Genomic DNA, 20902 nt, shown 5'->3' with positions numbered 1-20902 from the left:
TCGGCATTCCAGCTTCAAGCCCAGCATAAGTCAGCATTTCATTGAGCAGCTCGTCCATATCTTCAATATCTTGATCCATCCCTTGCAGATATTTGCTGCGCGCTTGGCTCTCTTGAGCACTGGCTGCCATATCCAAACCGAAACGTAAGCGTGCTAATGGCGTACGCAGCTCATGGGCCACTGCTCGCACCATGTCACCCTGCACATTTATCAGTATCTTTAAGCGTGCAGCCATCTCATTAAAGCGCACCGCTAACCGCCCGACCGAGTCATACCCACCTTCAGTTACTTTGATATTGAGATGTCCCTCGGAAATTCGCGACGCCGCACTTTCTAAGTCTTGTAAGCGTCGCTCTAAATGCCGCACCAGCAAATACACCAATATCCCAATCATGCTCAAACCAAGCGCAGCGATAAGCAGTAGCAAGTGAGCAGGATAAGCATTGACCTGCCGCACCGGCCCCAGCATAAGTACCCAAGGCGTGTCATGCACGCCAGCAAAAACTCGGATTGCATCACCGCCCTGATCCAGCGCCATAACAGTGTCGCCCTCCTCAACTCGGCGCAGCTGATCAGCATCTAAATCAGTTTTATCTACGGTAAGCAGGCGCAAGTCAAAACCAAACTGGTGCCGCTCTGTAAGCTGCGCCAGCTTGGCTGCCTGCTCTCCCGCGGGATAACGAATCAGCTCATCAATTAACAGATATATAGTTGCACGCGCTAATTGCTCGCTCACTCGCCGCACTTCGGCAACCAGAACTTTAGGCTCTGCCCCTCCAATCAAACTATAAATTTTTGCCGGCGCAATAGCGTTCGGCTTTACCAGCACTCGACCACGCAACAACTGGCCACGATCGCTACGGTCGAGAGCAAGCGCCGAAATAGGCTTAATATATAGCGGCACACCTAGTAAACGACTCCATAAGGCAATAGTGCGCTTACGCTCAACTGCGTCAAGCCCTTCTAGATTGCTCGCCATTAAACGAAAAGTACCACTGGCTAAGCGCTCTCGATGCTGCTCAGCACGAATCTCATTGGTCAAATGCAATGCCAACGCACCAAGCCCTGCAGTCAATATCAACGCAGCAAGTAAACCACCATATATTCTGAAAAAAATCGAGTTCACGAGAGTTCTTGAGCGGCTTCGCGCACAAAAAGATAGCCTTTATTACGGATGGTTTTTATCACTCTCGGCTGCTCTCCATCATCACCAATGCGCGGGCGTATGCGTGAAATCCTCACATCAATCGAACGGTCAACCCCGTCATATTCAATACCGCGCAACTCACTAAAAATCAATTCCCTCGACAAGGGCGTACCGGCATTGACTGCCAACAGCCAGAGCAAATCAAACTCGGCCCCAGTCAGATCTATATGATTGTCATTTAAAAAAGCGCTGCGCCGGGCATAATCAATACTGAGTCGCCCAAACCTAAGCACCTCAGGCTCAATATTTTTCGCGACGGTATTCTCCGCCCGACGGAGTAAAGCTTTAATTCGCGCCAGCAATACTGCCGGCCGCGCTGGCTTGCAGACATAGTCGTCTGCACCTTGCTCAAAGCCCTCAACCTGATCCGCATCATCAGTACGCGCAGTCAGCATCAATATCGGCCCTTTATAACCTTGGCGCACACTGCGACAAACTGAAAACCCATCCAGACCTGGCAGCATCAGATCTAAAACCACTAAATCAGGCTGCTCATCCATAATTCTTTGCGCGGCTGCGCTACCATTGTTTTCTAACAGTACGGTAAACCCTTGTGCTTGCAGATACTCACAGGTTAACTGTGCCAAGCGCTCATCATCTTCGACAATTAAAATAGTACTCATAAAACCTCAAGCAACTGCGCAGATAACACACCATATAAACTATCCTCTAGCCATAGCAGTTTTGGTGCAAGCCATGACCCATATACCCAAAAACCTCAGCGTGCAGTATTTAGCCAAGCACCAGCATGCTTTATTAACAAAACTTTATCGCAGTCACGCGAGTCGGATGCGCATCACTCCACAGGCCGATGTTTGGGTTGTTCGCAATCCGACGCTGATTGCCGGCTTATGCCTGTCCCCTGTTGCCCATGGTTACTGGCTGACCAGTTTATTTACTGCTCCCCAATACCGCCAACAAGGTGTTGCAAGCCTTTTGGTTGAACAAGCGCTGCTCAACTATCCAAACTCGCCTATCTGGTTATTCTGCAACCCAAAACTGCAAACCTTCTATCACACTCTTGGTTTTCTTGAGACTCAAGACTTACCCGAGCAATTAAGTGATCGTTTAGCTCGCTACCAGCAACATAAAAATCTAATTGCAATGCAAAATACTGAACCACGCAAACAAGGGTAGCCTTTTGCTATCACATATACTTGACTGTTATGCTAGACAATGAATACTAGATAAAAATAAAAGGCATCGGCATAAATGCTCAAGCTCACGACAAAGCTCTTCAAACGGCGTTTAAGGCATAACTTTCAGCTTTCAATCATCACTTTGATGAGTTTTTTTGGTGTCTTAAGTATTACACCCTATGCTTTATACCGCTATTACACAGCCGATTTAACTGTAGCCATTGCTGACAGTTTTGCAATCATTTCAATCTTGGTTGCGGTTATCTATGCTTGGCGCACCAATAACACTGTCAAGCCTGGCCTGTATTTAGCGATAATTTTCTCCACAGTGGCCACAATTGTCACGCTAAAGTTAGGCATTAACGGGTACTTCTGGATTTACCCGTTAATTTTATTTAACTTCTTTATGGTTTCCCCCCTGCGTGCGCTAACGATAATGGTTACAGTCTTAGCCAGCGTAGTGATTTACCACACCCTTCACCCTAACACCGTGTTTCCCAACCACTATCAAATGGTTTCATTTTTAGTGACATGCCTTCTTTCTAGTTTCCTCACCTTTATTTTTGCATTTAGAACGCAGCATCAGCGTGAACGCCTTGAGAACTTAGCTTCTCATGACCCCCTGACTGGCGCCTATAATCGCCGAATAATGGCTATAGAGCTGAATAAAGCAGTACGCGACACTCGAAGCATGCGTATATATAGCTTGCTGATCATGGACCTGGATCATTTTAAAAACATCAATGACACCTTTGGCCACCTGACGGGCGATCAAGTTTTAGTCGACTTTGTACGCATTATTCAGGCAAGTATCCGCGAGAATGACCAACTGTTTCGTTATGGCGGTGAAGAGTTTGCTTTGTTGTTGCCTGACACAAATCATGATGGCTTAGAGGTTGTCGCTGCCATGTTAAAAAAGCAGGTATCGAGCAAACTCTACAGCCCAGCAGGCTCCGTAAGCGTGTCCATTGGTGGAGCTGTTTTAAACAGCAAAGAAAGCTATCCTGACTGGTTTAAGCGCGCAGATGATCAGCTTTACATAGCTAAGCAAGCAGGGCGCAATTGTTATCGGATAGCTGCCCCAGACAACCTCAGCTATCAAGCTGCATAAGATCTCAAAAGCACCACCATAACACCGCCTAACGCTATCTTATCCCAGCGTTCTTCCTTAATATAATCCTTTCCAACTCAAGACTCAGGTCATATTAATGTCAATATCCACTGGGCTTATAGCACTGGTTGCGCTGGCCTATATGGCAGTTTTATTTGCCATAGCGTTTTATGGTGACCGTCGCGGCACCTCAGTCAGCCCGCGCATGCGTTCGACCATCTACAGTTTATCGCTGGCGGTGTACTGCAGTAGCTGGACTTTTTTTGGTTCAGTTGGTCAGGCCGCTGAACAAATCTGGTCATTTCTCCCCATTTATATTGGCCCTATCTTGCTACTGACCCTAGCACCTTGGGTACTCAAGAAGATGGTGATAATTAGCAAGCAGGAAAACATTACCTCCATTGCCGACTTTATCGCTGCGCGCTACGGTAAATCACAGCGCTTAGCGGTGGTGGTCACCATAATTAGCGTGGTTGGTGTTTTGCCTTATATTGCCTTGCAGCTCAAAGGTATTGTCTTAGGCGTGAATTTACTCACTGGTACCTCAGCAAACTCAACTGGCACCTACGCGCAAGATACCGCTTTAATAGTCACTGTTGCTCTTGCGCTGTTTACGATTTTATTCGGTACGCGCAACCTAGATGTTACCGAGCATCACCGTGGTTTAATGTTTGCCATTGCCTTTGAATCCTTAGTCAAACTCATGGCGTTTATTGCAGTTGGGTTGTTTGTGATTTACGGCCTGTATAACGGTCTTGGCGACTTGTGGCAGCAAGCCAAAGATGCGCCCAAACTTGAATCGTACTGGAGTGCAGCTACCAACTGGCCGGCGATTATTGTGCAAACATGCGTGGCCATGATGGCCATTTATACGCTGCCACGGCAATTTCACGTCACTGTGGTCGAAAACAACGACTACGCTGACCTACGTATAGCGCGCTGGGTGTTCCCTGCTTATCTACTTTTGGTCGCCTTATTTGTTGTCCCCATTGCCTTGGCTGGCCAGCTACGTCTACCTGCTTCAGTCGTACCAGACTCCTTTGTCATTAGCCTGCCGCTAGCTGAAGGTAACCCAACACTTGCTTTGCTAGCCTTTATTGGCGGGGCTTCTGCCGCCACCGGCATGGTTATCGTGGCAGCCCTCACCTTAGCCATTATGATCTCAAATCATATTTTATTGCCGTCGATGCTGGCTGCGCGCACCAGAGAACGCCCTTTTGAAGCCTTCCGTTACTGGATGCTCACGGCTCGCCGCCTCAGCATTATTATTATTTTACTGCTGTCATATATCAGCTATCGCTTACTAGGTACCAACACCAGCCTTGCAACTATTGGGCAAATTGCCTTTGCCGCATTAACCCAACTGGCACCAGCCATGATTGGCGCGTTAATTTGGAAGCAAGCCAATCGCCAAGGTGTATTTGCCGGACTGATTGCTGGCTCTCTGTTATGGGCTTATACGCTGGTATTACCCCTTATAGCCAGCAGTATGAGTTGGCCCTTGGCTGCATTTCCTGGACTAACTTGGCTAGCAAACCAGCCATTTGGACTGCCCATTGACCCGCTCACCTTGGGCGTCTCGCTGTCTTTAAGCGGCAATTTTCTACTTTTTATTCTAGTTTCGCTATTTTCTCGAACTCGAGTATCAGAGCACTGGCAAGCCAGCCGCTTTATTGGTCAGCATGTTGGTAGCAGGCAGACATTTACTGTACAGATCAGTGATTTATTAACACTAGCCGGTCGTTTTGTTGGTGAAGACCGTGCCAAGCAAAGTTTTATACGTTTTGCGTACAAAAAAGGGTTTGACTTTAATCCCAACGAGACGGCAAATGGTGAGTGGGTGGCACACACTGAGCGCTTGCTTAACGGCGTTTTAGGCGCCTCTTCGACTCGCGTGGTGGTTAAAGCTGCCATTGAAGGCCGTGAAATGTATGTCGAAGATGTCGTTCGCATTGTGGGCGAAGCTTCCGAAGTTTTACAATTCAACCGCACCTTACTGCAGGGCGCTATTGAAAATATTACTCAAGGTATCAGTGTGGTCGATCGTTCCTTGCGCTTAGTGGCATGGAACACTCGCTATTTAAAACTCTTTGACTACCCTGATGACTTAATTCAAGTGGGCCGCCCCATTGCAGATATTATTCGCCACAATGCCCGCCATGGTCTGTGCGGCCCCGGCGACGTTGATACACATGTCAGCAAGCGGCTGTACTGGATGCGCCAAGGTAATGCGCACACCTCCGAACGCTTATTCCCCAATGGTCGCGTTATCGAATTGATCGGTAACCCGATGCCCGGCGGTGGCTTTGTCATGAGTTTCACTGATATTACTGCTTTCCGTAAAGCTGAAGAAGCCTTAAAGGAAGCCAATGAAAGCCTTGAGCATCGCGTCAGTGAGCGTACCTATGAGCTGTCACAACTCAATATCGCGTTAAGCGATGCTAAGCATGTTGCCGAAAATGCCAACCAATCAAAAACGCGTTTTTTAGCTGCTGTCAGCCATGACCTCATGCAACCTCTCAATGCAGCACGCCTATTTTCCGCAGCCTTATCCCATCAAGAAGCCTTACCCAGTGACGCACAGGAATTGGTTAAAAACCTGGACAGTTCGCTGCGTTCAGCAGAAGATTTGATTAGCGACTTGCTTGATATTTCACGACTGGAAAGCGGCCGCATTACGCCTCAATGCCAGCCTTTTGCCCTCGGCCCTTGGCTGGAAGCTCTTGGTGCTGAATTTACAGTCTTAGCTGAGCAACAAGGGATTGATTTTCGCTTACGCAGCACCTCTCTAAACATTGTCAGCGACCCTAAGCTCTTACGGCGCATAGTACAAAATTTCCTAACCAATGCTTTTCGCTATGCCAATGGTAGTGTGCTACTTGGCGTGCGTCGCCAAGGCGAGCAGGTGCGTATTGATGTCTGGGATAAAGGACAAGGTATCCCAGCTGATAAATTACAATTCATCTTTGAAGAGTTTAAACGCTTAGACAGCCACCAAACGCGCGAAGAGAAAGGCTTAGGTCTTGGCTTGGCCATTGCTGACGGTCTCAGCAAAGTTCTTGGGCATAAAATAGAGGTGCGCTCTTGGTTAGAGAAAGGCAGTGTATTTAGCATTACTGTGCCTATGCATAGCGGCCAGTTAAATAGCTCTCCCCCACCTATCCAGCAGGATAGCAGTCCTGCTAAACCCTTAGCTGGCCTGCAAGTACTTTGCGTGGACAATGAAAGCAGCATCTTAGTTGGTATGCATAGCCTATTGTCACGCTGGGGCTGTGATGTCCTCACCGCCAGTAATCGCCATGAGTGTGCGAGCCTAATTCAGAGCGGTATTGTGCCTGATCTGGCACTGGTGGATTACCATCTTGATGCCGGTGACACTGGCATTGAATTGCTCTCATGGTTACGCCAGCAGCTAGAGGCGCCAATTCCTGGCATTGTTATTAGCGCTGATGGACGCCCTGAACTGGTCAGCGAGGTGCATGCCGCAGGCCTCGACTTCTTAGCCAAGCCTGTTAAACCTGCAGCGTTACGCGCCTTAATTAACCGCTACCGACCACTAAGCTAGTGTTGTTAAGCGTATTAATTACAACACTGGATATGCAGTGTTCAGTGCTACTCAATGTGGCGAAACCTAGGCAAAAAAAAGGGCAACCTAAGTTGCCCGAATTGCCTTGCGTGCCTTGCTGTTAAAGAAAGTCAGTTCGACTTACGATTCTGCTCTGACTTTCTAACGAAATAGTAGAGACCGAAGAAGAAAGCGACCATGAGGGCGACTGTCCCGATACCAGCGAATACGACCACATCCATAAACATTGCAATCTCCTAACGCTATCTAATTAACTGGTTACTAAGGTAAAGCAAAAAACTAAGTAGCACATTGATAGAGGTCAATAGATGCGCCTCTTAATTGAGCTCTCATCTATGCATAAGCATGATCACTGGCGTTTCTTCTTAGCTTTTTTCTTCGTCTTCACCTTAGCTGTCGGTAAAGGTAAAGCTTTAACAAATGCCGCGCGCACATCCTGCAAGCGTTTTTCATTTAGGTCATGCACACGCCGCACCCGCTCGCCGGATAAATCAATCACATTGTTTTCTAGCTCATGCCCCATTTCATCACCTATAACCCACGTTTGAAACTACTCTACTCTGACCTTAAATAAATTGAGTTAGACCGCCTAACTAGACTTTCACATCAACCCAAAGCCCTTTACGTGATAGCCCGCCGCTATCTTTGGGCTCGGCCTGATCCGTTTTTTGATCCTGCTCATCAGCCTGCTGCTCAGCTTCGCGAGATTCTTGGTAGCGACGCCGTTGCTCTTCTTGCGCTCTTTCACGGGCCTCAGATGACTCGTCTTTTTCAATCCCCAAGGCACTGCTTTCAGCTGTTTCTTGAGCTGGCGTGACTGGCGCAATAGCAGGCTTAGGCTTGGGAACGTCTTGCTGCGAGGTGACAGGCACTAAACCATGTGGAATAGGTGGCAACATAAGAGTTCTCCTGCAATAACAGTGCAAGTTGCACTATAGCTAGACCTGCGGCAATTGTCCCCCGAGTAAGTTTGAACAGCATCACAATAAGACAAAGGTGTCCTCTAGGCTAGTATCCGTTATCATAACGCGCTTTTTACATTACGCGGAGACAAGCATGACGCAGCAGTATCTACCCGGACAACGCTGGATTAGTGACGGCGAGGCAGAACAAGGCCTTGGTACAGTTCTCACCTCAGATGGTCGCCTACTCACCATTCTTTACCCAGCTACGGGAGAAACTCGCCAATATTCGCAGCGCAATGCTCCCTTAACGCGTGTCCGTTTTGTCCCAGGCGATGAAATCAGTCACTTTGACGGCTGGACGATGACTGTTCGCGAAGTCAGTGAAATAGATGGTTTGCTGATTTACCAGGGTTTTAACAGCAATAACGAAGACTGTTTACTACCAGAAACCCAGCTCTCTAACTTTATTCAGTTCCGTATGGCCAGCGACCGTTTAGTGGCCGGCCAAGTTGACCCCCTGTCTTGGTTTACCCTGCGCTACAACTCCTTGCAGCATAACAGTGACATTCAGCAGTCTGAGCTTTGGGGTTTAGCTGGCGTGCGCGCACAGCCTATTGCGCACCAGCTGCACATTGCTAAAGAGGTTGCTGATCGTATTGCCCCTCGTGTGCTGTTGGCTGATGAGGTGGGTTTAGGCAAAACCATTGAAGCGGGTTTAATTATTCACCGCCAATTACTCAGTGGCCGTGCCAGTCGTATTTTGCTAATAGTGCCGGAAACCCTGCAACATCAATGGTTAGTTGAAATGCGCCGCCGTTTTAACTTAGATGTAGCACTGTTTGATGCTCAGCGTTTTTTAGAAAGTGACGCAGACAACCCTTTTGAAGACTGCCAAATTGCTTTAGTGGCGATGAATTGGCTGCTTGAAGACCAATTGGCGCAGGACGCTCTTTTCAGCTGTGACTGGGACATTATGGTGGTTGATGAGGCGCACCACCTTGTCTGGCACCCCGAGCAATCGAGCCCTGCTTATGAATTGATTGAGGGCTTAGCTGGAGTCATACCAGGTGTCTTACTCCTCACCGCCACGCCTGAACAACTAGGCCAAGACAGTCATTTTGCTCGCTTACGCTTACTGGATCCGCACCGTTTCCATGATTTAGCTGCTTTCCGTGAAGAGAGCCAGCATTATCAAGCCATTGCCGATGCAGTACGCGAACTACTGGAGCAAGAACAACTCAGTAGCACTGCCGAAGCCACCATCCAAACATTTTTAGGCGACAGCAGCCAAGCTCTGATCAGTGCATTTAATACTGGAGATAACCAAGCAGCACCACGCTTAATTCGCCAACTATTGGACCGTCACGGCACGGGGCGCTTGCTGTTTCGCAATACTCGCGCAGCAATTTCAGGATTTCCAGAGCGCAAACTGCATGCGGCACCACTGCCCTGCCCTGAGCAATACGCAACTCACCCTGTTGATTTGCATGCACAACTGTACCCAGAACTTTATGCGGGCAGGCCAAGCTCACTGGCATTAGACGAAACAGAAGACAGTGGCGCGGCACAACACTGGTGGCAGTTTGATCCGCGAGTTGATTGGTTGCTAGCCACCCTCAAAGAGCTAAAGCAAGAGAAAGTGCTGGTCATTTGCGCCCACGCTGACACAGCTCTTGATCTAGGTGATGCACTACGAATTCGCTCTGGCATCCCAGCGACAACCTTCCACGAAGGCATGAGCATTATCGAGCGCGACCGTGCAGCAGCCTGGTTTGCCGACGATGAATTTGGCGCGCAGGTGATGTTTTGCTCAGAAATTGGCAGCGAAGGTCGTAACTTTCAGTTCAGCCATCATCTAGTGCTCTTCGATTTACCCCAGCATCCAGACTTACTTGAGCAACGTATTGGCCGTCTTGACCGTATCGGTCAACAACACACCATTGAAGTGCATGTGCCTTATTTAGAAGGTACTGCGCAACAGCGGGTATTTGAATGGTATCACCAAGCCCTCAATGCCTTTTTAGCCACTTGCCCAACTGGTAATGCTTTGCAATTAGAGTTTAGCGAGCAACTTGAAGGCATGCTGCTGGATACTGAAAATAGCGTCGATTGGCAGTCTCTATTGGCGAGTGCCAGTGCGATGCGCGCTGAGCTAGAAGTTGAGATGGAAAAAGGCCGTGACCGTCTACTCGAAATCAACTCTAGTGGTGCCGGTCGCGGCCAAGCTTTAGTAGAAGCCATTGCCGCACAAGACGATACCTTTGCACTGCCCATTTATATGGAACAGCTATTTAATGCTTTCGGTATTAACAGCGAAGACCATTCTGATAACGCTTTGATCTTACGCCCCAGCGAAAAAATGCTCGATGCAAGCTTCCCTTTAGGCAGTGATGAAGCAGTGACCATCACCTATGACCGTGAACTGGCGTTAAGTCGCGAGGATATGCAGTTCATTACCTGGGAGCACCCGATGGTGCAAGGCGGGATGGATTTGGTTTTATCTGGCTCCATGGGGAACACTGCTGTCGCTTTATTGAAAAATAAGGCAATTAAAACTGGCACCTTACTTATCGAGCTTATTTATGTCAGCGAGGCTATCGCACCTAAACACCTGCAACTTGGCCGTTTCTTACCGCCAGTTGCCATGCGCTGTCTGCTCGACGATAAAGGCAACGACCTCGCGCAGCATGTGAGCTTTGAGACCCTCAATGATCAATTGGAAAGAGTACCGCGCTCCAGTGCCAGTAAGTTTGCCCGTGCGCAGCGGGAGACTATCTTACGTTTAGTCGATAGCGCGCAAACAGCAATGCAACCCCGCCACGCTGAGCGCGTAGCACAAGCCAGCACGGCATTCTCGGCTAATTTAACAGAAGAAATTGAGCGCCTCAGTGCTCTGCAAGCCATTAATCCCAGTGTGCGTGATGAAGAAATCGAGACTCTAAGCGCCTATAAGGAACAAGGCTTAACGATGCTCTCGAAAGCGGCTTTGCGCCTTGAAGCAGTACGTGTCCTAGTTGCTGGCTAATATGCGTATAGGTGCTGTAGGTAGGTGGACTATACTGCAGCACCAGCAGTACTGGAGGCAATTCGATGTCATATGAGGTCAAGCCTGTTGGCTATGTGCGCTCGTGCTTTAAAGAAAAGTTTGCCATTCCACGCCAGCCTCTTTTAGCTCCGGCGGCTCAGGGCTGCATTGAGTTGTTAGCGCCCTTTGATCAGCCGGAGACAGTTATTGGGCTGGAAGGCATCAGTCATATTTGGGTGATCTTTATCTTCCATAAAACCCTAGAAAGCGCGCCGCGCTTGAAAGTCCGCCCGCCGCGTCTGGGGGGGAATAAAAGTATTGGGGTGTTTGCCAGCCGTGCTACCCACCGCGCCAACGGCATCGGCCAGTCGGCAGTGCGCTTGGATCGCGTAGAAGCAGGTCGTTTATGGATTTCGGGCATAGATTTGCTTGATGGTACCCCTGTACTGGATATCAAGCCCTATGTGCCCTATGCCGATAGTTTGCCCGATGCGCATAACGCATTAGCCGAGCACGCGCCTAAATTGCTAGCAGTGAGCTGGCAGCAGCCCGCATTCCTGCTCGCACAGGAGCATGCACAGCGTTTGCAGCAGCCGGTGATTGAGTTAATTGAGCAGTGCTTGGCGCAAGATCCGCGTCCAGCTTATCAACAGCCGACAGCGGAAAGAATATATGGGGTGCAATTTTGGGATGTGCAGGTGCGCTGGCGTTATTTAACGCTGGAGCAGATTGAAGTGGTTGAGGTGTGTTTAGCTTAGATAGTTTTATATTCTGCCGGCTACTGGAATCGCTTAGAGCGTATTGGTAAAGCAGATGTGTGCATGTCGAATCTCACTGCATAGGGTCAATAAGTGCTTTGGGGTTGATGTGGATGGCGTAGCGCCGGAGTTGAAGCCCGGACGGGTTCATCGACGGATTAACATCAACCCCAAAGCACGCTATATGCAGATCATAATCATACTTAGCACGCTAAAACTCTTATCCTAAGCAGTCACTTCTTTAGCCACCGGCACCAAGCGCCCATCTTCCAAAGTCAGGATGCGATCCATCTGCTGCGCTAACGCCGGGTCATGGGTGACCACTAAAAACGCAGTACCCAATGAAATCGACAGTTCTAAAATCAACTCTTGGATGGTTTGCGCCGTAGTACGATCAAGGTTGCCGGTCGGTTCATCGAGCAATACCAAAGCTGGCTGATTAACCAACGCCCGCGCAATCGCCACACGCTGTCGCTCACCGCCAGATAATTCCGAAGGTTTATGATGAATACGCGGACCTAGACCCACCCGCGTCAACAACGCCTCTGCACGGGCGCGCGCTTCAGGCACTGGCAGACTACTCATCAATAACGGCATGCAGACGTTTTCTAGCGCACTAAACTCCGCCAATAAGTGATGAAACTGATAAACAAAACCCAGCGCACGATTACGCAGCAAACCACGCTTCTTTTCCGATAACGCCGACAGTTCTTCCCCCGCGAGCCAAACACTACCTGTAGTAGGCGTATCCAAGCCACCGAGCATATTCAGCAAAGTAGTTTTACCTGAGCCTGAGCTGCCAATAATTGCCACCCGCTCACCGGGCTTGAGCAGCAATTCCACATCCTGCAACACCTGCACCTGTGCAGGTCCTTCACTGTAGCTTTTAGCTAAATTACGGCACTCTAAAACAGCCTGATTACTCATAACGCAAAGCCTCCGCAGGTTCAGTGCGTGAAGCGCGCCACGCTGGGTATAAGGTTGCTAAAAAGCTCATTAATAAAGCTGCACCACAAATCATGAGCACATCACTGCTGCGCAACTCTGAAGGTAAATAGCTAATAAAGTACACGTCTGAGCTTAAAAACTGATGACCAAATAGCTTTTCTAAACCAGCCACCCAAGTCGTAACATTCAGCGCACTGATCACACCTAAGATGCCACCAATGATCGTGCCCACCACACCAATCAACGAGCCCTGCACCATAAAGATCGCCATGATCTGTCCAGGTGAGGCCCCCAAGGTACGCAAAATAGCAATATCGGCTTTTTTATCTGTTACCACCATTACCAAAGTGGAAATAATATTAAATGCCGCCACCGCTACAATCAGCAACAACAGCAGTGCAATCATGGTTTTTTCCATTTGAATGGCTTGGAATAAATTACCATGGCTGCGCGTCCAGTCGCGCGGATGTAAATCACTGTCCGGCATACTGCGAGCAATCTCCCAAGCCACCCTTGGCGCATCAAATAAGTTATCCAGCTTTAAGCGAACACCTTCCACCTGATTAGGCTGCCAACGGGATAAACGCGCGGCGTCTTCAATATTAATCAGAGCCAAAGAACTATCCAGTTCTGCACCCACTTTAAACACACCTACCACAGTAAAACGCTTCAAGCGTGGAAACACACCAGCAGGTGTAATTGAGGCCTCAGGCAAAACAAAAGTAAGTTTTTCACCAACACCAGCATTAAAGCGCGCCGCTGTTTGCTGGCCGATGACAATGCCAAACTCACCGCTTTCTAACGCATCTAAGCTGCCCTCAATCATATGTTCAGCAATAATTGAGACATTTTTTTCTGCGCTGGGCAAAACCCCGTTCACCAATACCGGTTGCACGCTACCACTGTGGGTCAACATGCCTTGCAACTGGGTAAAAGGCGCGACCGCCACCACATCTGGATGCTCCAGTACCTGATCGCCGGTCTGTTGCCAATCATCCAGCGGCGTATAAGAGCTAACAGTTGCGTGCGGCACCATGCCTAAAATACGGGTGCGCAACTCACGATCAAAACCGTTCATGACCGACAACACCAGAATCATTACCAACACACCCAAAGCCAAACCGACCATGGAAGTTAAGGAGATAAAAGAAATAAAGTGATTGCGACGCTTGGCACGGGTGTAACGCATGCCAATAAATAAAGCTAAAGGTCGAAACATAATAGATACATTCACAGAAAAGATTCGATAGATTGGCAGTTTATAGCGTGCCGATTTACACTCTGACCTCCATTGCAGCCATGGGTTCGTCATGTCCACACAAGATACCGAAGATCGCCGCGAATACTATCGCATTGACGATCAAATCGCACTGCAAATTCGTTTGCCAGGCTCTGAGAGCGAGGAAGACTCCTTAATTTTTAGCCTGCTGGGTGATTTACACCTTTTAGAGTATGAAGCACAACCACTCCTGCGCAGCGTAGGTGAAACTGATCGCGCACTGTCCAGTTATTTGAAAATAATCAATAAACGCATTGATTTACTTGGCCAAGTTTTAGCTCAAAACCTGCTTAAAGATATCGGTCCCGCTCGCGATGTTAGCCTCTCTGAGTCCGGTATTGCCTTTATCGACGAGCTAACCCATCCACTTGGCACTCTACTTAACTTAAAAATAGTGCTGTTACCACAAGGTTTTGGTTTGCATGTGAATGCACGGGTTATTGAGCACCGCGACACCCCTGCCGGCGTACAAATGGTTAGCGTCTTTGAAGACCTCGCCGATGCTACACGGCAAATTTTGGCACGACACATTTTACACAAGCAGGCGCAACAAAGGCGCCTAGCCCTACAACCCTCTGCCGCGGAGCTTGCGCAATGCAACAACTGATTCAAGCCTTAATCTGCTGCGCGCTGCTCACTAGCACCCAGCTATACGCTGAGGTTTTACGCATTCCCATTAGCCAGCAAGGCACCAGCACACTCCAAATGCCTGCCCGTGGAGAGCAACAAACCCAAGTTCTACAGCAGTTTGGCGAGCCACAAAGACGCCATCCCAGCGTTGGTCAGCCTCCGATTACCCGCTGGGACTACCCAGACTTTAGCGTATATTTTGAGCAGTCAACGGTAGTCAATAGCGTGCAACTGCATCAAGCCAAGCACCCAGTAACGCCATGACTTTGATTTACGGCCACCGCGGTGCCCGTGGCGAAGCACCGGAAAACACCTTAGTCAGTTTTCAAGCCTGTTTAGCCGCTGGGGTGACCCGTTGCGAATTGGACTTGCACCTCTCTAAAGACCTGCAGTTGATTGTGATCCATGATGCCAGCTTAAAGCGCACCACCGGTCGCCGCGGTAAAGTCAGTCAATACACTGCTGAACAACTGCTACAAATGGATGCCAGACACAATACTGCACCTTGGCCCAGCCCCTGCCCGATTCCAAGCCTAGAGCACCTGTTCAGCCACTGTGCATTTGTACACTGGCAGTTGGAAGTTAAAGAGTCTTCAAAAAAACGTGCTGCTCAGGCCATACAAGCCATTGTTGAACTCAGCGCGCGCTTTGCTATGCAAGATAAAATCATTATCACCAGTAGCTCGCGCACAGTGTTACGTGCTGCCCAAGCCGGCGCACCACACTTGGCCCGAGGCTTGGTTGCTGAGTATGCATGGTTGAACCCGATCAAAATAGCATTACGCTATCAATGTCAGATGCTGGTATTAAATTGGGAACTGGCTACAAAACAGCGCATAAAACAAGCGCAAAAGGCGGGACTGAATGTTTCTGTGTGGACAGTAAACGAGCCTGCGCTAATGCGCCGACTCGTTACTTATGGTGCTGACAGCCTGATTACTGACTTTCCCGGTTTGGCCACTGCCACCCTCGGGAGTCTGTGAAGCGTTGTTGCAAATAGGCTCCGACCGAATCAGGCCACCGGCCGGAGCCGCTTAAAAAAGCCGATTAATACCATCATAAGCAGCGATACGATACGCCTCGGCCATGGTTGGGAAGTTAAACGTAGTATCAATGAAGTACTTTAACGTATTGGCTTCACCTGGCTGGTTCATAATCGCTTGGCCAATGTGAACAATTTCCGAGGCTTGGTAGCCAAAGCAGTGCACCCCTAAAATGGCTAAGGTTTCACGGTGGAAAAGGATTTTCAACATGCCCACCGGCTCGTTAGAAATCTGCGCGCGAGCCATGCTCTTGAAGAAGGCTTTACCCACTTCATACGGCACTTTGGCCTCAGTCAATTCACGCTCAGTTTTACCAATTGAGCTGATCTCTGGAATGGTATAAATACCTGTTGGCACATCATCGACAAAGTGCCAGCTGTCTTCATCAATGATATTACCCGCTGCAGAACGCCCTTGGTCATAAGCTGCACTGGCCAAGCTTGGCCAACCAATCACATCACCTGCTGCATAAATATTCGACACAGCGGTACGGTAGAACTCATCCACCTCTACTTGGCCACGGCTATTGGCAGTTAAACCAACATTCTCCAAGCCCAATTGGTCAGTGTTACCGGTACGACCGTTACACCACAAGAAACCATCGGCTTTAATTTTCTTGCCGGACTTAAGGTGTAAAATCACCCCTTTATCCACGCCTTCAACGCGCTCATATTCTTCATTGTGACGAATCAATACGTTGTTATTGCGCAAGTGATAACTCAACGCATCCGAGATTTCATCGTCCAAGAAGCTCAACAGTTGGTTGCGGTTATCAATAAGATCAACCAACACACCTAAACCACTAAAAATCGATGCATACTCACAACCAATCACCCCTGCCCCGTAAATAATCAAACGGCGTGGTGTATGGCTTAAGCTTAAAATTGTATCGCTGTCATAGATACGCGGGTGGTTAAAGTCAACATCCGCTGGTCGATACGGGCGTGAACCGGTGGCAATGATGATTTCATTGGCTACCAGCTTCTCGACACGGCTCGGACCAACCACATCAACGCTATGCTCATCAGCAAAACTTGCTGTGCCAAAATACACATCAATGCGGTTGCGCGCATAGTATCCAGTGCGCGAAGCCACTTGACGCTCAATCACACTGCCAGCATTTTTTAACACATCGGGAAAAGAGAACCAGCGCGGCTCACCGATTTGCCTAAACATTTTACTGGTGTTAAAGCGCAAAATTTGACGCACAGAATGACGTAACGCTTTTGAGGGGATTGTACCCAAGTGCGTACTGTTACCGCCCAACTCACCACGACTCTCTACAACAGCAACCTTACGACCTGCTTTAGCAGCATTCATCGCTGCCCCTTCTCCCGCAGGTCCCGAACCTAGAATAACTACATCATAGTTGTAAACTGCCATTTGGACTCCTTCACAACATGCTCAAGGTATTGATAATCAACACTAATCAGCACATTTTAAAAATAAACCTATTAAGCCAGCATAAACAACAGCCAACAATTAGCGCTTGGTCGCGTCATAGGCTTGTGCGGCATTCTCAGCCATAGCTAGCGGCGTATTGGCCTCATCACACTTCTCACGTACGCCGCCACAAATAGAACATTCTTTCTCAATGCCTAAATTAGCAATGCCGCCGCACGAACCGGCAATGGGTGCCCGCCCAGCCAAAACGCCCGCTGACATGCCCAGTACAACCAGTGCCATTACCGCAAAAACCACTAAAAAAAGTACAAAACCGCTCATTGATTACCTCCCTCAGGAAAAATCCTGGAAAACTCAGAGCTTACTTGCGTTACAAAACCATCATCATCGCGCAGCACAAAAAAAGCAGCGATCCCATGCTCTTCAGCAAAAGCCAAACCACGCTCCGGTCCAAGTACTAATAACAGTGTACCTAAGCCATCGGCATGTAAAGTGGAACGATCAATTACCGTGACTGAAGCCAAGCGATGGCTAATCGGCGCGCCAACTCGCGGGTCAAGAGTATGCGAGAAGCGCACTCCGCCTTCCTCAAAGTAGTTACGGTAATCACCGGACGTATTGACCCCATAACCGTCTAACTCAAGAATTTGCTGGATTACGCGCTGACCATCACCCAATGGCTGCTCAAGAGCAATACGCCATGGTGAACCATCTGGTTTGCGGCCAACTGCAATCAATTCCCCTGTGACTTCAATCATGTAGTTGTCAACATTGAGCTCAGCAAAACGCTCACTGATACGGTCCACTGTATAGCCTGCCGCAATACTATTGAGATCAACCTGCACATCAGCGTCTTTGCACAACTGGTCACCGACAACCCGCACATGCTTATAGCCTGTTTGCGCTTTTGCCGCGGCAATTTCTTGCGCACTGGGCACCTGCTTACCTCGTGATTGCGGGCCAAAGCCCCAAACGTTCAACAGTGGTCCTAGGGTTAAATCAAAAGCGCCGTCGCTGAGTGTTGATAACTCATAGCCGTACTGGACTAAATCCAACACCGGCTGCGGCATTTTCATGCAGGTTTTCGCAGGGGATTGATTAAAGCGGGCGATATCAGAATCTAAGCGATAGGTCGACATCTGCCGGTCGACCTCATCCAGAATACCTTGCACAGCAACGCCCATTGCATCGGCTTTAGGCGTTGTGGGACTCGATACATACTTGATGGTGTAAGTGCTGCCTTGGGCTGGGCCAGACAGCACTTCAATACGCTCAGCGTTGTTTTCACAAGCACTGAGCGTCACAACTAATATAGAAACTAAACACGCGCCCTGTAATAGGTTGCGTAACATATTAGCCCCCAAAGTCATCAAGCATGATGTTTTCAGGCTCCACACCTAAATCTTCCAGCAGTTTGATGACTGCTTGGTTCATCATTGGCGGTCCGCACATGTAGAACTCACAGTCTTCAGGTGCAGGGTGATCTTTCAAGTAGTTCTCATAAAGAACGTTATGAATAAACCCAGTTGGACCTTCCCAGTTATCTTCTGGCAATGGATCAGATAAGGCCAAGTGCCAGGTGAAGTTCGGGTTTTCTTCTTGCAGCTTGTCGTATTCATCAACGTAAAACGCTTCACGCAATGAGCGCGCACCGTACCAGAAGCTAATTTTACGCTTACTGTTGAGGCGCTTAAGCTGATCAAAGATATGCGAACGCATCGGCGCCATACCAGCACCACCACCAACAAAGACCATTTCCGCATCGGTATCTTTAGCGAAGAAATCACCAAAGGGACCAAATACAGTGACTTTATCACCCGGTTTTAAGCTAAACACCCACGACGACATAATACCCGGTGGTAAGTCATCACGGCCTGGCGGCGGCGTTGCCACACGGATATTAAACTTAACAATACCGGTTTCTTCCGGGTAGTTAGCCATGGAGTAAGCACGAATAGTTGGCTCAGTCACCGTCGAGGTGTAGCGCCAAATATCAAACTTATCCCAGTCTTCATGGAATTCAGGCTGAATATCAAAGTCTTTGTAGTGCACCACGTGTGGCGGGCATTCCAACTGCACATAACCACCGGCACGGAAGTTGACGTCATCGCCATCCGGGATACGTAAGGTCAACTCTTTAATAAAGGTTGCTACGTTCGGGTTGGACTCAACCACACACTCCCACTTTTTAACCCCAAAAATCTCTTCAGGGATTTGAATTTCCATATCTTGCTTGACGGTGACCTGGCAGGATAAACGCCAGCCTTCTTTAGCTTCACGCTTGGTGAAGTGTGGCTCTTCAGTAGGCAGCAATTCACCACCACCGCTACTCACGACACAAGTACACTGCGCACAAGTACCACCACCACCACAAGCAGACGATAGGAAAATATCGTTACCGGCCAAGGTTTGTAGCAATTTATCACCAGCAGGTACGGTAATCGTACGCTCGCCGTTGATTTTAATGGTTACATCACCGTCAGATACTAAGCGTGCTCGAGCGACAAGAATCAACACTACGAGCGCCAGCACAATGGCGGTGAACATACCTATAGCGAGAAAAATCTCGAAATTCATTACTCGCTACTCCTTACAGTTGAATGCCAGAGAATGACATAAAGCCTAATGACATTAAGCCAATAGTAATAAAGGTAATGCCCAAGCCTTGTAGACCATGGGGTACATCGCTGTATTTTAGCTTTTCACGGATACCCGCCAGTAAAGCGATGGCCAGCGCCCAAGAGAAACCAGAACCCAGACCATATACCGTACTTTCAGTGAAGTTGTAGTCACGCTCCACCATAAACAAGGTACCACCCATGATGGCGCAGTTTACCGTGATCAACGGCAAGAACACGCCCAGTGCGTTGTACAACGCTGGCACATACTTATCGAGGAGCATTTCTAGAATTTGCACAATCGCGGCAATCACCCCGATATAGCTGAGCAAACCTAAGAAGCTAAGATCAACGTCAGGCAAGCCTGCCCACGCCAAAGCACCGTCTTTAAGCAAGTAGGTATAAATCAGGTTGTTGGCCGGCACAGTAATCACCTGCACTACCACAACCGCAATACCTAGACCAATTGCGGTTTCCACTTTTTTGGAGATCGCAATAAAGGTACACATACCCAAGAAGAATGCCAAAGCCATGTTTTCAACGAAAACCGCCTTAACAAATAAGCTGATGTAATGTTCCATCAGTACGCCTCCTTCTCTTGAGTGTGCGCAGCAATGCTAAAGTCAGGCTCTTCCACCTGCTCCTTTTTCCACATGCGCAATGCCCAAATAATTAAACCAATTAAGAAGAATGCCGAAGGTGGTAATAACAACATACCGTTCGGTAAGTACCAGCCGCCGTCGTTGATGGTAGGAAGAATGGTGTAACCCATTAACTTACCCGCACCAAACAGCTCACGGATAATCCCCAACACGATCAACATAACGCTATAGCCTAAGCCGTTACCCACACCGTCAAAGAATGAAATTACCGGTGGATTAGACATGGCAAATGCTTCCGCACGGCCCATCACAATACAGTTGGTAATAATCAAACCGACGAACACTGAGAGCTGCTTAGAAAGCGAGTACGCGTATGCTTTTAATACTTGGTCAACCACGATTACCAAGGAAGCAATAATCACCATCTGCACAATCATGCGGATTGAGCTTGGGATTTGCTTGCGGATCATCGAAATAAACATATTCGAGAACGCTGTAACCAAGGTCAGTGCAACTGACATCACCAACGCTGTTTCAACGTTAGTGGTAACCGCCAATGCCGAACAGATACCCAGGATCTGTAAGCCAATAGGGTTATTGTTAAACAGCGGGTCAAGTACAACTTGTTTAATTGTTGGCTGTGACAT

The 20902-nt window shown here is 48.6% G+C and carries 21 protein-coding genes and 1 pseudogene (1 of these 22 cut by a window edge); 9 read left to right on the top strand and 13 right to left on the bottom strand.

Annotated elements, in window-relative coordinates:
• Both O6P33_RS06215 and O6P33_RS06210 read right to left on the bottom strand, forming a co-directional pair.
• Window positions 1-1126: the 5' portion of an ATP-binding protein gene (locus O6P33_RS06215; RefSeq protein WP_269819336.1), read on the bottom strand. The gene continues 491 nt to the left of window position 1, outside the view; only the first 1126 of its 1617 coding nucleotides appear in the window; the start codon lies at window positions 1124-1126; its stop codon lies beyond the left edge, outside the window.
• Window positions 1123-1830 (bottom strand): response regulator, encoded by a 708-nt coding sequence (locus O6P33_RS06210; protein ID WP_269819335.1) that lies wholly within the window; start codon window positions 1828-1830, stop codon window positions 1123-1125. The genes O6P33_RS06215 and O6P33_RS06210 overlap by 4 nt, the downstream gene beginning before the upstream one ends.
• A 73-nt stretch (window positions 1831-1903) precedes the next feature.
• Between O6P33_RS06210 and O6P33_RS06205 the strand changes: the two genes are divergently transcribed.
• From O6P33_RS06205 to O6P33_RS13190, 4 genes and pseudogenes are all read left to right on the top strand, one after another.
• A complete protein-coding gene (locus O6P33_RS06205; protein ID WP_269819334.1) occupies window positions 1904-2344 on the top strand; it encodes a GNAT family N-acetyltransferase in 441 nt (146 codons plus the stop codon).
• Between the two features lie 147 nt (window positions 2345-2491).
• On the top strand, window positions 2492-3457 hold the full coding sequence (locus O6P33_RS06200) for a GGDEF domain-containing protein (protein WP_269819333.1): 966 nt from the start codon (window positions 2492-2494) through the stop codon (window positions 3455-3457).
• 97 nt (window positions 3458-3554) lie between these two features.
• Window positions 3555-5750 (top strand): annotated as a pseudogene (locus tag O6P33_RS13195) (PAS-domain containing protein); the annotation flags it as partial.
• The gene (locus O6P33_RS13190) at window positions 5748-7022 is read left to right on the top strand and encodes a NahK/ErcS family hybrid sensor histidine kinase/response regulator (RefSeq protein WP_420094982.1); all 1275 of its coding nucleotides are present in this window, start codon (window positions 5748-5750) and stop codon (window positions 7020-7022) included. The pseudogene O6P33_RS13195 and the gene O6P33_RS13190, both read left to right, overlap by 3 nt.
• Before the next feature lie 131 nt (window positions 7023-7153).
• On the opposite strand, the gene ccoM is transcribed toward O6P33_RS13190, so the two are convergent.
• From ccoM to O6P33_RS06185, 3 genes are all read right to left on the bottom strand, one after another.
• Window positions 7154-7264 (bottom strand): cytochrome c oxidase subunit CcoM, encoded by a 111-nt coding sequence (gene ccoM, locus O6P33_RS13170; RefSeq protein ID WP_420094981.1) that lies wholly within the window; start codon window positions 7262-7264, stop codon window positions 7154-7156.
• Between the two features lie 128 nt (window positions 7265-7392).
• Window positions 7393-7566 (bottom strand): hypothetical protein, encoded by a 174-nt coding sequence (locus tag O6P33_RS06190; RefSeq protein WP_269819331.1) that lies wholly within the window; start codon window positions 7564-7566, stop codon window positions 7393-7395.
• A gap of 70 nt (window positions 7567-7636) precedes the next feature.
• On the bottom strand, window positions 7637-7942 hold the full coding sequence (locus O6P33_RS06185) for an aspartate-semialdehyde dehydrogenase (RefSeq protein ID WP_269819330.1): 306 nt from the start codon (window positions 7940-7942) through the stop codon (window positions 7637-7639).
• A 157-nt stretch (window positions 7943-8099) separates the two neighbouring features.
• Here O6P33_RS06185 and rapA point away from each other — a divergent pair, with 157 nt between their 5' ends.
• Window positions 8100-10973, top strand: a complete 2874-nt coding sequence (gene rapA, locus O6P33_RS06180; protein WP_269819329.1) for an RNA polymerase-associated protein RapA — start codon at window positions 8100-8102, stop codon at window positions 10971-10973.
• Window positions 10974-11038: 65 nt separating this feature from the next.
• Window positions 11039-11731, top strand: a complete 693-nt coding sequence (gene tsaA / locus O6P33_RS06175) for a tRNA (N6-threonylcarbamoyladenosine(37)-N6)-methyltransferase TrmO (protein ID WP_269819328.1) — start codon at window positions 11039-11041, stop codon at window positions 11729-11731.
• A 225-nt stretch (window positions 11732-11956) separates the two neighbouring features.
• Here tsaA and lolD read toward each other — a convergent pair whose 3' ends face one another.
• A complete protein-coding gene (gene lolD, locus O6P33_RS06170) occupies window positions 11957-12658 on the bottom strand; it encodes a lipoprotein-releasing ABC transporter ATP-binding protein LolD (protein WP_269819327.1) in 702 nt (233 codons plus the stop codon).
• Window positions 12651-13898: a lipoprotein-releasing ABC transporter permease subunit gene (locus O6P33_RS06165; RefSeq protein WP_269819326.1), complete on the bottom strand. Its 1248-nt coding sequence runs from the start codon at window positions 13896-13898 to the stop codon at window positions 12651-12653. The genes lolD and O6P33_RS06165 overlap by 8 nt, the downstream gene beginning before the upstream one ends.
• Window positions 13899-13989: 91 nt before the next feature.
• On the opposite strand from O6P33_RS06165, the gene O6P33_RS06160 reads away from it, so the two are divergent.
• From O6P33_RS06160 to O6P33_RS06150, 3 genes are read left to right on the top strand one after another with little or no spacing between them, the layout of a single operon-like run.
• The gene (locus O6P33_RS06160; protein ID WP_269819325.1) at window positions 13990-14565 is read left to right on the top strand and encodes a PilZ domain-containing protein; all 576 of its coding nucleotides are present in this window, start codon (window positions 13990-13992) and stop codon (window positions 14563-14565) included.
• Window positions 14553-14852: a phosphodiesterase gene (locus O6P33_RS06155; RefSeq protein ID WP_269819324.1), complete on the top strand. Its 300-nt coding sequence runs from the start codon at window positions 14553-14555 to the stop codon at window positions 14850-14852. Before O6P33_RS06160 ends, O6P33_RS06155 begins: the two co-directional genes overlap by 13 nt.
• Window positions 14849-15571: a glycerophosphodiester phosphodiesterase gene (locus O6P33_RS06150; RefSeq protein ID WP_269819323.1), complete on the top strand. Its 723-nt coding sequence runs from the start codon at window positions 14849-14851 to the stop codon at window positions 15569-15571. The genes O6P33_RS06155 and O6P33_RS06150 overlap by 4 nt, the downstream gene beginning before the upstream one ends.
• Window positions 15572-15622: 51 nt before the next feature.
• Here the strand turns inward: O6P33_RS06150 and sthA are convergent, their stop codons facing one another.
• From sthA to O6P33_RS06120, 6 genes are all read right to left on the bottom strand, one after another.
• Window positions 15623-17014: a Si-specific NAD(P)(+) transhydrogenase gene (sthA, locus tag O6P33_RS06145; protein ID WP_269819322.1), complete on the bottom strand. Its 1392-nt coding sequence runs from the start codon at window positions 17012-17014 to the stop codon at window positions 15623-15625.
• Window positions 17015-17113: 99 nt separating this feature from the next.
• A complete protein-coding gene (nqrM, locus tag O6P33_RS06140; RefSeq protein WP_269819321.1) occupies window positions 17114-17356 on the bottom strand; it encodes a (Na+)-NQR maturation NqrM in 243 nt (80 codons plus the stop codon).
• Window positions 17353-18387 carry an FAD:protein FMN transferase gene (locus tag O6P33_RS06135; RefSeq protein ID WP_269819320.1) on the bottom strand — a complete coding sequence of 345 codons (1035 nt, stop codon included), beginning with the start codon at window positions 18385-18387 and terminating at the stop codon, window positions 17353-17355. Before O6P33_RS06135 ends, nqrM begins: the two co-directional genes overlap by 4 nt.
• Window position 18388: 1 nt before the next feature.
• Entirely contained in the window at window positions 18389-19612 is a 1224-nt protein-coding gene (nqrF, locus tag O6P33_RS06130) for an NADH:ubiquinone reductase (Na(+)-transporting) subunit F (RefSeq protein ID WP_269819319.1), read from the bottom strand.
• 13 nt (window positions 19613-19625) lie between these two features.
• On the bottom strand, window positions 19626-20234 hold the full coding sequence (gene nqrE, locus O6P33_RS06125; RefSeq protein ID WP_269819318.1) for an NADH:ubiquinone reductase (Na(+)-transporting) subunit E: 609 nt from the start codon (window positions 20232-20234) through the stop codon (window positions 19626-19628).
• Complete coding sequence (locus O6P33_RS06120) at window positions 20234-20902, bottom strand: NADH:ubiquinone reductase (Na(+)-transporting) subunit D (RefSeq protein ID WP_269819317.1); 669 nt, start codon at window positions 20900-20902, stop codon at window positions 20234-20236. The genes nqrE and O6P33_RS06120 overlap by 1 nt, the downstream gene beginning before the upstream one ends.

This window comes from Denitrificimonas caeni (assembly GCF_027498055.1).
In the GTDB taxonomy this organism is placed as follows: domain Bacteria; phylum Pseudomonadota; class Gammaproteobacteria; order Pseudomonadales; family Pseudomonadaceae; genus Denitrificimonas.
Note: the sequence above shows the minus strand (reverse complement) of the source record. Positions and strands in the feature narration are given on the sequence as shown.

Excerpts from the sequence above, each read along its gene's own strand:
- O6P33_RS06210 (WP_269819335.1), bottom strand. The coding sequence starts at position 1,830 with ATGAGTACTATTTTAATTGTCGAAGATGATGAGCGCTTGGCACAGTTA.
- O6P33_RS06205 (WP_269819334.1), top strand. The coding sequence starts at position 1,904 with ATGACCCATATACCCAAAAACCTCAGCGTGCAGTATTTAGCCAAGCAC.
- O6P33_RS06200 (WP_269819333.1), top strand. The coding sequence starts at position 2,492 with ATGAGTTTTTTTGGTGTCTTAAGTATTACACCCTATGCTTTATACCGC.
- O6P33_RS13190 (WP_420094982.1), top strand. The coding sequence starts at position 5,748 with ATGCCCGGCGGTGGCTTTGTCATGAGTTTCACTGATATTACTGCTTTC.
- ccoM (WP_420094981.1), bottom strand. The coding sequence starts at position 7,264 with ATGGATGTGGTCGTATTCGCTGGTATCGGGACAGTCGCCCTCATGGTC.
- O6P33_RS06190 (WP_269819331.1), bottom strand. The coding sequence starts at position 7,566 with ATGGGGCATGAGCTAGAAAACAATGTGATTGATTTATCCGGCGAGCGG.
- O6P33_RS06185 (WP_269819330.1), bottom strand. The coding sequence starts at position 7,942 with ATGTTGCCACCTATTCCACATGGTTTAGTGCCTGTCACCTCGCAGCAA.
- rapA (WP_269819329.1), top strand. The coding sequence starts at position 8,100 with ATGACGCAGCAGTATCTACCCGGACAACGCTGGATTAGTGACGGCGAG.
- tsaA (WP_269819328.1), top strand. The coding sequence starts at position 11,039 with ATGTCATATGAGGTCAAGCCTGTTGGCTATGTGCGCTCGTGCTTTAAA.
- lolD (WP_269819327.1), bottom strand. The coding sequence starts at position 12,658 with ATGAGTAATCAGGCTGTTTTAGAGTGCCGTAATTTAGCTAAAAGCTAC.
- O6P33_RS06165 (WP_269819326.1), bottom strand. The coding sequence starts at position 13,898 with ATGTTTCGACCTTTAGCTTTATTTATTGGCATGCGTTACACCCGTGCC.
- O6P33_RS06160 (WP_269819325.1), top strand. The coding sequence starts at position 13,990 with ATGTCCACACAAGATACCGAAGATCGCCGCGAATACTATCGCATTGAC.
- O6P33_RS06155 (WP_269819324.1), top strand. The coding sequence starts at position 14,553 with ATGCAACAACTGATTCAAGCCTTAATCTGCTGCGCGCTGCTCACTAGC.
- O6P33_RS06150 (WP_269819323.1), top strand. The coding sequence starts at position 14,849 with ATGACTTTGATTTACGGCCACCGCGGTGCCCGTGGCGAAGCACCGGAA.
- sthA (WP_269819322.1), bottom strand. The coding sequence starts at position 17,014 with ATGGCAGTTTACAACTATGATGTAGTTATTCTAGGTTCGGGACCTGCG.
- nqrM (WP_269819321.1), bottom strand. The coding sequence starts at position 17,356 with ATGAGCGGTTTTGTACTTTTTTTAGTGGTTTTTGCGGTAATGGCACTG.
- O6P33_RS06135 (WP_269819320.1), bottom strand. The coding sequence starts at position 18,387 with ATGTTACGCAACCTATTACAGGGCGCGTGTTTAGTTTCTATATTAGTT.
- nqrF (WP_269819319.1), bottom strand. The coding sequence starts at position 19,612 with ATGAATTTCGAGATTTTTCTCGCTATAGGTATGTTCACCGCCATTGTG.
- nqrE (WP_269819318.1), bottom strand. The coding sequence starts at position 20,234 with ATGGAACATTACATCAGCTTATTTGTTAAGGCGGTTTTCGTTGAAAAC.
- O6P33_RS06120 (WP_269819317.1), bottom strand. The coding sequence starts at position 20,902 with ATGTCACAGCCAACAATTAAACAAGTTGTACTTGACCCGCTGTTTAAC.